The organism is Catenulispora rubra, assembly GCF_015356825.1.
GTDB lineage: Bacteria > Actinomycetota > Actinomycetes > Streptomycetales > Catenulisporaceae > Catenulispora > Catenulispora rubra.
This window is the reverse complement of sequence record NZ_JAACYW010000037.1, coordinates 47,524-59,901: the sequence shown is the minus strand read 5'-3', so window position 1 is coordinate 59,901 and position 12,378 is coordinate 47,524. Positions and strand designations below refer to the sequence as shown.

The 12,378-nt window shown below is 72.1% G+C and carries 11 protein-coding genes; 5 read left to right on the top strand and 6 right to left on the bottom strand.

Annotated elements, in window-relative coordinates; translation table 11 throughout:
- The coding region (locus GWK61_RS13535) for a beta-propeller fold lactonase family protein (protein WP_194908696.1) at nucleotides 1-1,336 on the top strand (1,336 nt) is incomplete at its 5' end.
- A 79-nt stretch (nucleotides 1,337-1,415) separates the two neighbouring features.
- On the opposite strand, the gene GWK61_RS13530 is transcribed toward GWK61_RS13535, so the two are convergent.
- A complete protein-coding gene (locus tag GWK61_RS13530) occupies nucleotides 1,416-4,754 on the bottom strand; it encodes a fibronectin type III domain-containing protein (protein ID WP_194908695.1) in 3,339 nt (1,112 codons plus the stop codon).
- A 219-nt stretch (nucleotides 4,755-4,973) separates the two neighbouring features.
- On the opposite strand from GWK61_RS13530, the gene GWK61_RS13525 reads away from it, so the two are divergent.
- Complete coding sequence (locus tag GWK61_RS13525; protein ID WP_323747549.1) at nucleotides 4,974-5,615, top strand: nucleotidyltransferase domain-containing protein; 642 nt, start codon at nucleotides 4,974-4,976, stop codon at nucleotides 5,613-5,615.
- 27 nt (nucleotides 5,616-5,642) lie between these two features.
- On the opposite strand, the gene GWK61_RS13520 is transcribed toward GWK61_RS13525, so the two are convergent.
- A complete protein-coding gene (locus GWK61_RS13520; RefSeq protein ID WP_194908694.1) occupies nucleotides 5,643-6,830 on the bottom strand; it encodes a thiolase family protein in 1,188 nt (395 codons plus the stop codon).
- Between the two features lie 87 nt (nucleotides 6,831-6,917).
- Here GWK61_RS13520 and GWK61_RS13515 point away from each other — a divergent pair, with 87 nt between their 5' ends.
- From GWK61_RS13515 to GWK61_RS13505, 3 genes are all read left to right on the top strand, one after another.
- On the top strand, nucleotides 6,918-7,388 hold the full coding sequence (locus GWK61_RS13515; protein WP_194908693.1) for a winged helix-turn-helix transcriptional regulator: 471 nt from the start codon (nucleotides 6,918-6,920) through the stop codon (nucleotides 7,386-7,388).
- Nucleotides 7,389-7,544: 156 nt separating this feature from the next.
- Nucleotides 7,545-8,021, top strand: coding sequence for an alpha-L-rhamnosidase C-terminal domain-containing protein (locus GWK61_RS13510; RefSeq protein ID WP_194908692.1), 477 nt, complete (start codon nucleotides 7,545-7,547; stop codon nucleotides 8,019-8,021).
- 28 nt (nucleotides 8,022-8,049) lie between these two features.
- Nucleotides 8,050-9,309 carry a DUF3089 domain-containing protein gene (locus GWK61_RS13505; RefSeq protein ID WP_194908691.1) on the top strand — a complete coding sequence of 420 codons (1,260 nt, stop codon included), beginning with the start codon at nucleotides 8,050-8,052 and terminating at the stop codon, nucleotides 9,307-9,309.
- Nucleotides 9,310-9,354: 45 nt separating this feature from the next.
- On the opposite strand, the gene GWK61_RS13500 is transcribed toward GWK61_RS13505, so the two are convergent.
- The 4 genes from GWK61_RS13500 to GWK61_RS13485 form a co-directional block, all read right to left on the bottom strand.
- Nucleotides 9,355-10,512 (bottom strand): RNA polymerase sigma factor, encoded by a 1,158-nt coding sequence (locus tag GWK61_RS13500; protein WP_194908690.1) that lies wholly within the window; start codon nucleotides 10,510-10,512, stop codon nucleotides 9,355-9,357.
- A 22-nt stretch (nucleotides 10,513-10,534) separates the two neighbouring features.
- Complete coding sequence (locus GWK61_RS13495) at nucleotides 10,535-10,945, bottom strand: YciI family protein (RefSeq protein ID WP_194908689.1); 411 nt, start codon at nucleotides 10,943-10,945, stop codon at nucleotides 10,535-10,537.
- Nucleotides 10,946-10,999: 54 nt separating this feature from the next.
- Nucleotides 11,000-11,479, bottom strand: a complete 480-nt coding sequence (locus GWK61_RS13490) for a VOC family protein (RefSeq protein ID WP_228562258.1) — start codon at nucleotides 11,477-11,479, stop codon at nucleotides 11,000-11,002.
- Between the two features lie 139 nt (nucleotides 11,480-11,618).
- Nucleotides 11,619-12,356, bottom strand: coding sequence for an SAM-dependent methyltransferase (locus GWK61_RS13485; protein WP_194908688.1), 738 nt, complete (start codon nucleotides 12,354-12,356; stop codon nucleotides 11,619-11,621).
- Nucleotides 12,357-12,378 lie beyond the last annotated feature (22 nt).

Below are 12,378 nucleotides of genomic sequence, written 5' to 3'. Positions count from 1 at the left end.
CGCCGGACCCCGGTCCACCCGCCCCCGCCGCGCCTCGGCGCTCCTGGCCGCCGGCGTGCTGGCCGCGACCGTGGTGCCGGCCCTGGCCGCCGGCACCGCGCACGCGGCCGGCGGCTCGGCGCTGCCGCCCGGGACCTACGTCTACGTCGCGAACGCGGCGTCGAACACGGTCTCGGTCATCGACACCGCCAGCCAGACCGTGGTCGCCACGGTCGCGGTCGGCGCCGCCCCGACCGGGATCGCCGCCTCGGCCGACGGCCACAAGGTCTACGTCACCGACTCCGGGGCGTCCTCGGTGTCGGTCATCGACACCCAGGCCGCCGCCGGGCCCGCGGTGGTGGCGACCATCCCGGTCGGCCGGCAGCCGCAGTCCGCCGCGCTGTCCCCGGACGGCAGCCGGCTCTACGTCGGCGACGACATCGCCGGCACCGTCTCGGTCGTCGACACCTCCTCCGACGCCGTGATCGCCACCGTCAACGCCGGTCCCGGCGCCGAGGGCCTGGCCGTCTCGCCGGACGGGTCCCGGATCTACGCCGCCGACACCGGCGGCTCCTCGGTCACCGTCATCAACGCGGCCACGGACACCGTCGTCGCCACGGTCCCGGTCGGCCAGACGCCGGTCGGCCTGACGGTCTCCCCCGACGGCTCGCACGTCTACGTGCCCGACTACGGCAGCGGCCAGGTCTCGGTGATCGACACCGCGACCGAGACGGTGTCGGCGACGGTGCCCGTCGGCGCCAGGCCGCACAGCGCCGCGGCGACCCCGGACGGCTCCACGGTCTACGTCACCGACGCCGGCTCCGGAACCGTGTCGGTCATCAGCACCGCGACCGAGACGGTGACCTCGACCTTCACGGTCGGCGCCGCACCGCACGGCATCGCGCTGGTCGTGGCGCCCACCGGCGGCGCGGCCTACGTGGCCGACTTCGGCGCCGCCAGCGTGTCGGCGGTGAATCTGGCCTCTGATTCGGTGACGGCCACCATCGGGGTCGGCAACAACCCGGTCTACCTGGCGGTGTCGGTCATCAAGCCGCTGCCGACGGCGCTGACCGCCGGGACCGCGACCCTGACCCTGCTGCCGCTCGGCGAGGCGAACCTGAACGCCACGCTGACCAGCAACGGCGTGCCGGTCGTGGGGCAGAAGATCACGTTCACGGACAACACCGGCGAGTTCCTGTGCAGCGCCACGACGGACAACGCCGGCCACGCGGCGTGCAGCACGTCGCCGGGGCTGCTGGACTCGGTCGGGGTGCTGCTCGGCGGGTACAAGGCCACTTTCGCGGGGAGCCGGTACTACCTGCCGTCCTCCGCGCACGGGAACACGGCGCTGCTGTAGGCGAGCTGTTTCGGATACGAAGCCGGATACGAAGGTGGGCCCCGGAGATCTCCGGGGCCCACCGCCGTTGCGCGACTGCTCAGCTGTGCTTGAACACCACCGTCCCCGCCAGCCAGGCCGTCGAGCCTCCGGTGCCGAAGGTCGCCGCCGAGGTGGCTCCGGACGCCGGAACCTGGTCCTCGACCAGGAATTCCATGTCGCCGGTGTTCGAGACGTTGACCCGCTGAGTGAACCCACTTCCCGCGCTCAACGCGTCGCCGAACCCTGAGTCCTCGTAGAAGCCCACCGCCAGCTCACCCGCCGACGAGGCCGCCGCGGTCGCCCCGGACGAGACCGTCCCGGCCGCGCCGGTGGTCCCGGTCGCATGCGCCTGCGTATCGACCGCCGCGAGTCCTGCCGCCGTCGACAAGCCCGAGTACTCCACCGCCGCGACCCCGACGGCGGCTGCCGACGAGACCTTGGCCGTGACCGTCGGTTTGGTCCCGCCGCCGGCGGTGATCGGCGCGCTCCACACGCTCATCTCCGTGTGGTCCGAAGCCGTGAAGTGCGTCAGCTCGGTGTAGGCGTTGCCCGCCGAGTCGGTGACCGCGGTGGCCGTCGCCGAGGACGTGTTCCACACCCCGACCTCGACGACCAGCCGGTTCCCGACCGTGATCGGCGTGCCGAGCGTCACCCCCGCCGAAGAAGCGCTGCCGGTGTGCGTCGAAGCCTGCTGGACGAACACCGGCGCGACGACATTGGTCGGGACCACCGCGTTCGACGGCGCCGACGCCGGGCCGGTGCCCGCCGAGTCCGTCGCGGTCACGGTGAAGGTGTGGCTGGTCCCGTTCGTCAGACCGGTGATGGTCGCCGAGGTCGCGGGCGGGGTGCCGGTCACGGTCGTCGGGGTCAGGGCACTGCCGTTGGCGTGCGGCGTCACCGTGTAGGACGTGATCGGCACGCCGCCGGAAGCCGGGGCGGTCCACGACACCGTCGCCGAGGACGGTCCCGCCGTCGCGGTGACGGCGGTCGGGGCGGCGGGCGCCGTCGGCGCCGCCGCGCTCAGGTGCACCGTGGCCGCGACCGACGGCACGCCGGCCTTGTTCACGATGAACAGCATGTAGTCGCCGGGAGGCGCGAGCGCGCCGCCGGAGGGTGCCTGCACCGACAGCGTCCCGCTGCCCGCGGTGAACGACAGCGGCACGAAGTGCTGGTCCATGTCCGACTGGTGGGTGTCGGAGCCGAAGGAGACCAGGTTGACGGCGGCGATCGACGAAGCGTCCGGGGTGCTCACCGTCATCGTGCTGCCGTAGGTGGCCGACCCGGGACCGGTGGCGATGGTCGGGCGCGCGCCGTCGAACAGGTACGACGGCGAGTAGATCTGCGCGTTGTACTGGCCCGGGTCGCTCAGGCCGGTGGGGTGCCCGCCGCCGGCGATCAGGACTCTGCCGTCCGGCAGCAGAACCGCTGTGGAGTGGTAGTTGCGCGCGGCGGCGATCGAGTCGATCGTCGTCCACTGGTTCGTCGCCGGGTCCCAGATCTCGGCCGGCAGCGCGCCGGTGGTGACGACGCTCTGGTCCGAGGTCGCCTCGCCGCCGACCGCCAGGACCCGGCCGTCGGCCAGCGTGGTCAGGGTGTGGTAGGTCCGCGGGTAGTGCATCGGCGCGCCGGCCTGCCAGGCCGGCGTGGCCGCGGTCAGGTCGATGGTGGCCGACGCGGCGACCGAGCTGCTGGTGGTCTCCACGCTCGCGGCACCGCCGCTGTAGAGGATCTTGCCCGGCCGGTACATCACCGCCGAGCCGTTCTTCAGCCCGCTGGGGCCGACGGAGGTCCAGGTCGGGGTCGCGGCGGCGGCGTCGAGCCAGTAGGAGACGTCCTCCTCCGGGCCGATGGTGAAGATCTTGCCGTTCGGCGCGAGGAAGGAGAACGGGTACTCCACCTCGTGGACTTGTGGCGTGCTGATGCCGGACAGCAGCGTCCAGGTGTTGGCCGTCGGATCGAAGACCTCGGGGGTGTCCGACCAGGTGTTGGCGCCGCTGGAGTTGCCGCTGAGCGCGACGTAGCGGCCGTCCGGCAGCTCGGTGAGGTCCGGATACCAGCGCTTCAGGTGCATGTCGGCGGCGCGGGTCCAGGTGTTGGCCGCGGGGTCGAAGATGTTGGTGTCGGCGATGCCGAGCATGCCGGTCGAGGAGGCGCCGTAGCCGCCGGCCACCAGCACCCGGCCGTCCGGGAGCTTGGCCAGGCCGCTGCAGAACAGGCTGTCGCTCGGCGTGGCGGTGGTGAACGTCCCGGTCGCCGGGTCGTAGACGTGGGTGGGCTGCGGGTTCTGCCAGCCGTCCCAGACCAGGACCTTGCCGTCGTCGAGCACCGCCGAGTGCACGCCGACGATCGGCCAGGTCTGGAGCGCGCCGAACTGCCCGTTGGGCACCGGGTCCGGGACCGCGGTGTTCGAGGGCTGCGACACCGGGCCGGTGCCGACGGCGTTGGTCGCGCTGACGGTGAAGGTGTACGGCACCGCGTTGGTCAGCCCGGTCAGAGTCGCCGTGGCGGCCGGCGGGGTGCCGGTCACGATGGTCGGGGTGCCAGCGACACCGTCGGCGTATGGCGTGACGGTGTAGGCGGTGACGGGAGATCCGCCGTCCGCGGGCGCGCTCCAGGTGACGCTGGCGGAGGCGTTGCCGGCGGTGGCGGCGGCGTTCGTCGGCGTCCCCGGAGCGGTCGCGGCGCCGGAGCCCTCGGGCTTCAGGACCACGGTCGCGGCCAGCCAGATCGTCGAGGCGCCGGTCCCGAACGTGGCGTTCGGGGTGGCGCCGGCCGCGCCGGTGAGCTGCTCCTCCGCGGCCAGTTCCATGTCGCTGACCTGGGAGACGTTGACCCGGCTGGTGAAACCGGCGCCGGCGGTCAGGGCGTTGCCGAACCCGGAGTCGGCGTAGAAGCCGAGCGCGAGTTCCCCGGCGGCCGTCGTCGGCGCCGTGGCGCCGGCCGCAATGGTTCCCGCGCCGGAGGTCTTGCCGGTGGCGTGCCCCTGGACGTCCACGACCGAGGCGCCGCCGATGCTGGAGACGCCCGAGTACTCCAGCATCGCCACGCCGACGTCGGCGGAGCCGGTCGGCTTGGCGGTCAGCGTGGGGATCGTGCCGCCACCGGAGGTGACCTGCGCGGTCCAGACGCTCATCTCGGTGCCGTCCGAGGCGGTGAAGTGCGTCAGCTCGGTGTAGGCGTCGCCGGCGGAGTCGGTCACCGACCCGGCGGTCGCCGCCCCCACGCTCCACACCCCGACCTCGACGACCAGCCGGTCGCCGGTGGCGACGGCGGCGGTCGGCTTGACCGTCAGCGCGCCGACCCCGCCGGCGTGCGCCCAGGCCTGCTGGACGAACGTCGGCGCGCCGCTGGAGGCGTGCGCCGTCCCGGCGGGCCCGGAGACGAGGCCGACGGCCACGCCGACGCTCCCGAGGGCCAGCGCCAGGGAACTCAGGCCGCCTAAGGACCATCTGTGCCAACGTTGTTTTGACGTGCTCGATGTCATGGATCCCCCCACACAATGCTGCCCGATTACCGTGTCCAGGATCGGACCTGCGCGTTCGGCGGGGCGATAGAGGGAGAACACTGATTTAACGGTTTTGTAGAGTGGCCCGACAACCTTGGTAGGTTCACTCTGGTGAGCGAATCAGAGCACGGCGGCTGGATCGACCTGTCCCCCGCCGACATCGAGGCCCTCGACGACAGGTGGGCCCGCGCCTGGACGCCGCCGGAGATCGCGCAGCGGCTGGCCGGTGTCGCGACACCCTGGTATGTGGCGGGAGGCTGGGCGCTGGACTTGTTCCTCGGTCGGCAGACCCGACGCCACGCCGACCTGGAGATCGCGATCCCCGCCGCGGACTTCGCCGAGATCAGCGGGCTCTTTCCAGGCTACGTCTTCGACGGCGTCGGCCAGAACCAGCTGTGGGAGGACGCCACCGCCGAGGTGATCGCCGCGACGCACCAGACCTGGCTGCGCGACCAGGCCAGCGGGGACTACCTCGTCGACGTGATGCGCGAGCCGCATGAGGAAGGCGCGTGGATCTGTCGGCACGTCCCGACGATCCGGTTGCCGTATGCGGAGATCATCCGCCGCACCGCCGACGGCATCCCGTATCTGACCCCTGAGCTGGTGCTGCTGTTCAAGGCCAAGCACGCGCGACCCAAGGATCAGCGGGACTTCGAGGGTGCGGTGCCGGAGCTGAGCTCGGCGCAGCGCGGACGGCTGGCCGAGCTTATCGGCGGCGTGTATCCCGAGCACCGCTGGCTCGCGGCTTTGTAGCCGCAGTTCAGCGGCCTTCGTGGCAGATCAGAGCGCTTCGATGATCGTCGCGTTCGCCAGCCCGCCGGCCTCGCACATAGTCTGCAGGCCGTAGGTCACCCCGCGCCGCCGCATCTCGTGCACCAGCGTCGTCATGATGCGCGCGCCGCTGGCGCCGAGGGGGTGGCCCAGGGCGACGGCGCCGCCGTTGACGTTGACCTTCGCCAGGTCGGCGCCGGTTTCGGCCTGCCAGGCCAGGACCACGGAGGCGAAGGCCTCGTTGACCTCGATCAGGTCCATGTCGTCGAGCTTCAGACCGGCGCGGCGCAGGACCTTCTCCGTCGCCGGGATGATGCCGGTGAGCATCATGATCGGGTCGTCGCCGACGACGGCGAAGCTGTACAGGCGGGCCAGCGGGGTCAGGCCGAGGCGCTCGGCGGTCTCGGCGCTGGCGATGAGCAGGGCCGCCGCGCCGTCGTTGATAGGACTGCTGTTGCCGGCGGTCACGGACCAGTCGATCTGCGGGAAGCGCTCGGCGTAGCTCGGGTCCTCGAAGGCGGTGCGCAGGCCTGCCAGGACTTCCGGAGTAGTCGTCGAACGCACCGATTCGTCCGTGGTGACCAGGCCCGCTTCGGTCAGGATCGGCACGGTCTCGTCCGCGAAGCGCCCTGCGGCGTGGGCCGCCGCCGCGCGGCGGTGCGATTCGGCCGCGAACTCGTCGAGCCGCTCCCGGCTGAGGCCCCACTTGGCCGCGATCAGCTCCGCGCTGATCCCCTGCGGGACCAGGCCTTCGGGGTAGCGGGCCGCGACGCCGGGACCGAACGGGTCCTTGCCGGCCGCGTTCGACCACATCGGCACGCGGCTCATCGACTCCACGCCACAGGCCACGACCAGGTCGTACGCCCCGGCGATGACGCCCTGCGCGGCAAAGCTGACGGCCTGCTGCGAGGAGCCGCACTGCCGGTCCACCGTCACCGCCGGCACCGTCTCCGGCAGCCCGGCGGCCAGCCAGGCGTTGCGCGTGGTGTTCATCGCCTGCTCCCCGGCCTGGTCGACGCAGCCGCCGATGACGTCCTCGACCAGCGCGGGGTCCACGCCGGTCCGCTCCACCAGCGCGCGCAGCGTGTGCGCCAGCAGGTCCACCGGATGCACGCCGGACAGCGCGCCGCCGGGCTTGCCCTTGCCGATCGGAGTGCGGACCGCCCCCACGATCACCGCGTCCCGTGCAGTCGCCATGACCCTGCCCCTCTCTGACTTTTGTTGACTATAGCTAGAGGATAGATCCTGGCTATGGTCGACTCAAGTCAAGGTAAGGTGGCTCACATGGCGATGCAGCTGGAACCCGTCCTGGCCGACCGCGACCGCTGGACGGCCGAGCAGTGCTCGATCGACAAGGCGATCAGCGCGATCGGCACCCGATCGGCGATCCTCCTGCTGCGCGAGGCGTACTACGGCACAACGCGCTTCGACGCCTTCGCGCGCCGGGTCGGGGTGACGGAGGCGGTCGCGGCGGCCCGGCTGAAGGAGCTGACCGAGCTCGGGGTGCTGGCGAAGCAGCCCTATCGGGAGCCGGGCCAGCGGACGCGGTACGAGTACGTGCTCACGGAGATGGGGCGCGACCTGCTGCCCGTGGTGCTGGGGCTGATGCAGTGGGGCGACAAGTACCTGCAGGACGACGCGGCGCCGCTGAAGGTGGTCGACACGCGCAGCGGCTCGGCGGTGCGGGTGCGGATGCAGAACGCTGATGGGGAGGATGTCGCGATGGAGGATATGGAGCTGGCTGTGCGGCGGTAGTCCAGCTCTTCGCCGACGGCTGAGATCGAGCTGGATCTCGCCCATCTCGCCCATCTCGCCCATCTCGTCAGCGAGCCGGGTCAGCGTCTCCCGCGCTTCCTCGACCGACCCGCCGAACGCCACGATGACGCCGACGGCGCCCCGGCGGCGGCCGCGATGTTCGCCGCCCCGGTGCCCGACTGGGACACCGAGCACCTGGTCGTCGGCGCGCAGCCGTTCTTCCGCTACGTGGTGCACGACGCGCTCGCGCTGCTCGGCGCGGCCGACCGCGTCCCCGATCTGTGCCGCGACTGGGGCAAGCTCCTGGACGCCGGGCCCACGGCCCTGCGCGAGACCTGGGAGGGCGGCAGCGCCTGCCACGGCTGGTCCGCCACCCCCAGCCGCGACCTGCTGGTGTACGTGCTCGGCATCACCCCCGCGGAGCCCGGGTACGCCCGGGTCCGCGTCGCACCCCGCCTCGGCGACCTCGACTGGGCCCGCGGCTCCGTGCCGACGCCGCACGGTCCGGTCGAGGTACGCGTCGACGACCTGTCGGTCCTCGTGGACTCCCCGGTCCCCGTCGACCTCAGCCTGCGCGACGACCAACCCCCCGTCAGCCTGCCACCCGGTCGGCGCATGGTCCCGCTCACCTGACCACGCGTCCCGGGGAAGGAGCCCGTCCATGAAGCGAAACAGGTCGATTCCCGCCCTCGCCGCCAGCCTGCTGATCTCAGGCCTCGTAGCTACCGCACCGATATCGGCGGCGCGCGCCGCCTCCGACACGTCGAGTTCGGCCAGCCCATCGGTCGCCTCACCACTGGCCGCGCCGGTGTGGCTGTGCAATCCGGCACTGGCGAACAACCTGTGCGGCCCGACCGTGCACTACCCCAGCGGCAAGCCGGAGGACGTCGGCGCGGTCGACGAACCGTTCCCGATCCCCTCGGCGCAGCCGGTCGACTGCTTCTACGTCTACCCGACCATCGACACGCTGCCGAACCCGCTGCTCCAGGTCGGCTCGCTGCCGCCGACGCCGACCGACGCCGAGATGGCGGTGACGCTGGCCCAGGCCGAGCGCTTCGCCGGCACCTGCCGGATGTTCGTGCCCGTGTACCGCCAGGCGCCGCTGACCGAGGTGGCGCTGGGGCTGGTGCTGAAGTCCCCGGCCGACCTGGCGACCGGCGAGATGGACGTGGCGCAGGCCTGGCAGGACTACTGGACGCACGACAACGTCGACCCGGCCACCGGCAAGCGGCGCGGCGTGATCCTGATCGGGCATTCGCAGGGCAGCGCCGACCTCATCACCCTGATGCAGAACCAGATCGACGGGAACGCGGCGATGCAGCGGCAGCTGGTCGGGGCGTACCTGCTCGGCGGGAACGTGCAGGTGCCGGTGGGGAAGGCCGACGGCGGCGGCACCGACTCCGGGGCCACGTTCCAGCACATCCCGGTGTGCTCGAACGACACGGCGTTCGGCTGCGTGGTGGCGTACTCCAGCTACAACGAGCCGGCCGGCCAGGCGCCGGGCGCGAACGCGGTGTTCGGCCAGCCCACCGGCGCCGGGTACCAGATCGCGTGCACGAACCCGCACGCCCTGCTGGCCGGCGCCGCGCCGGACAGCCAGCAGCCGCTGGACAGCTACCTGCCCTCGCGCCAGCTCGTCGACGGCAACGCGCTGCTGCCGAACGGCGACCTCGCCGTCGTCGCCGCCGGGTACACGCTGCCGGACGTCCCGGCGGGCTTCGCGCACTTCCGCGGCGAGCTGCTCGGGCAGTGCGAGAACCAGGACGGCGCCTCGTGGCTGGAGCTCACCGACCTCGGCGGGTTGTTGCCGACCTCGACGCAGACCTCTGATCTGGGGACGCACGTCGTGGACTACAACGTCGCGCTCGGGGATCTGACCGCTTTGGCGGCGCAGCAGGCTGCTGCTTGGGCCGCGCAGTAGGCCGAATCTGTGCAATAGACACATTCCCAAGCTCGGGTGCGGCAGCTAGGAGCGCGACAGCTGCCGCACCCGAGCCGCCTCCCGCGTCAGGTGTTCCAGCTCCGGCACGCTGGTCGCGGCGCGCGCCGCTTCCGCGTACAGCTCGGCGGCCAGTGTCAGATCCCCGGCGCGCTCGTGCAGGTACGCGGCCACCGCAGTGTGCCGGGGCACGTCGGCGTCCACGTCGACCAGCGCCGCCAGGCCCGCTTGCGGTCCGTCGGCCTCGCCGACCGCCACCGCGCGGTTCAGGCGGACCACCGGGCTGTCGGTGAAGGCCAGCAGCTCGTCGTACCACTCCACGATCTGCACCCAGTCCGTGGCAGCGACCTGAGGCGCGTCGGCGTGCAGCGCGGCGATCGCGGCCTGCGCCTGGTACTCGCCGAGCCGGTCCTTGGCCAGCGCCACCTGCAGGATCTCCACGCCTTCGGCGATCAGCGCGGTGTCCCAGCGGGAGCGGTCCTGCTCGGCCAGCGGGATCAGCCGGCCGCCGGGGCCGGTGCGGGAGGCGCGGCGCGCGTGGTGCAGGAGCATCAGCGCCAGCAGGCCTGACACTTCGGGTTCGCCGTCGGTCAGGACGACCAGGTGCCGGGTCAGCCGGATCGCCTCGGCTGCCAGGTCGACGTCGCCGCCGTAGCCCTCGTTGAAGACCAGGTAGAGCACGTGCAGGACGGTCGCCAGATCGCCGGGCTGGTCCAGGGGCAGGCCCTCGATCTTGCGCTTGGCCCGGACGATGCGCTGCGCCATGGTCGCCTCCGGGACCAGGCAGGCGTCGGCGATCTGGCGCGTGGTGAGGCCGCCGACCGCGCGCAGCGTCAGCGCGAGGGCGGCGGCTGCCGGGAGCGTCGGGTGTGCGCACAGGAAGTACAGCCGCAGCGTGTCGTCGGCGCCGACGACCTCGCCGGCCGGCGGCTCGGCGTCCACGGCCAGCTCGCGGCGCTGGCGCGAGGTCTCGGCGCGGGCGGCGTCGACGAACTTGTGCCAGGCGGCCGTGACCAGCCAGGCCTTCGGATCGCGCGGCGGGTCCTCCGGCCAGGTCTGCAACGCCCGGATCAGCGCCTCCTGGACGGCGTCCTCGGCCGCGGCGAAGTCCGCCCCGCGCCGGACGAGGACGCCGATCACCGCCGGGACGAGGTTCCGCAGCAGCGATTCGTCGAGCTCGCTCATTCGCGGCTCGCTCATTCGCAGCTCACTCGGAGGACTTCGGGGCCTCGGCCCCGAGGAAGGGCCGGACCTCCAGCCACTCGTAGAGCGGCTCGCCGCCGGGGCCGGGCACGGCGGACAGCTCGCCGGCGATCTCGACCGCGCGGTCCCAGGAGTCGACGTCGATGATGTACCAGCCGGCGATCAGGTCCTTGGTCTCGGCGAACGGCCCGTCGGTGACCGGCGGCCGGCCCTGGCCGCCGCCGCGGACGAAAGCTCCGTCGGCGGACAACGCCTGCATGTCGACGAACTCGCCGGACTCGTGCAGCCGGGCGGCGAAGTCGCGCATGAACTGGACGTGGTCGTCGACCTCTTCGGGCGTCCACTGGTCCATCGGCGGGAAGTCGACGGCCGGGACCGGGCCGCCGCGGTAGTGCTTGAGGAGGAGGTACTTCATGGTGTTTCCCTTCGCAGTGAGGGTGGGAGCGAAACGATCAGGCGATCGCCGGCCTCAGCCGTTCTGCTCCGGGCTGATGTCCTCGGACAGCTCGACGATGACCCCTTCGGGCCCGCGCAGGAAGCACAGGAGGTAGAGGTCCGCGTAGTTCTCGACCGTTCCGATGGTGTCGTAGCCCTGGGCCCGCAGGTCGGCCAGGACGCCGTTCAGGTCCTCGACCACGAACGAGATGTGGATCAGCCCCAGCCGGTTCGACGCCGGGGCGTGCGGGCCGAGCTTGTCGGGGGCGGCCAGGTGCTTGACCAGCTCGATCTGGCTGTGGCCGTCCGGGGTGCGGACGAAGACCACGTCGGACATCGGCTCGGGGAGCCCGATGACCCGGCCCACCAGCTCGCCGCCGACCTTCGCCTCGCCGACCAGCTCCATGCCGAGGCCGTCGAGGAAGAAGCGCTTCGCGGCGTCCATGTCCTCGACGTTGATGCTGACGTGGTCCATGCGCCGGATCTTCCGGGTGGTCGTCGTGGGGGTCGTCATGGCGGTTCTCCTTCGGTGTCGCGCGGCCCCGTCGGCCGCTTGCACCCCTGGGACGGAGCCGGTCCGGCGTTCTCGACACCGGACCCGACCCACTATCCAAGAACCGCGGCGATCTATCCGAGAACCGCCACGACCGCGCTCAGCGCTTGAAGCCGACCCCGCCGTCGAGCCAGATCGTCTCCCAGTCCGCGCGCACCTCGCCGACCGGGCGCCACAGCGGCAGCTGCACGACGCCGGGCTCGACGAGTTCGAAGTCGCCGAACAGCGCGGCGATCTCCTTGTGGTCGCGGACCACGAGCCGGGATTTGGCGTTGTCCCAGCCCTTGCGGGCGGCGGCGGAGACCTCGGGCTGGCCGCCGTCGGTGCCGTGCGAGATGACCAGGGCGCTGCCGGGGGCCAGGGCGTCGCGGAAGGTCTCGAGGATGCCGGCGGCGTCCTCCTCGTGCGCGACGAAGTGCAGCAGCGCGACCATCAGGACCGCGACCGGCTGGTCGAAGTCGAGCAGTTCGCGGACCTGCGGGTGCTCCAGGATCGACTTGGGCTCGCGCACGTCGGCGAGCACCACCGTGGTGCGGCTCTCGTCGCCGGAGAGCAGTGCGCGGGAGTGGACGGCGACGATGGGGTCGTAGTCGACGTAGGCGACCTTGGCGTCGGGCTGGATCGCGCGCGCCACCTCGCCGGTGTTGCCGGCGCCGGGCAGGCCGGTGCCGATGTCCAGGTACTGCGTGATGCCCGCCTCGGCGAGGTAGCGGACGGCGCGGCCGAGGAAGGCCCGGTTCTCCAGCACCATGGCCCGGGCCGCGGGCGCGGCCTGCATCGCCACCTCGGCGGCCTCGCGGTCCACCTCGAAGTGGTTCTTCCCGCCGGGGTACCCCACCTATTCGCACACGCGTTGGAGT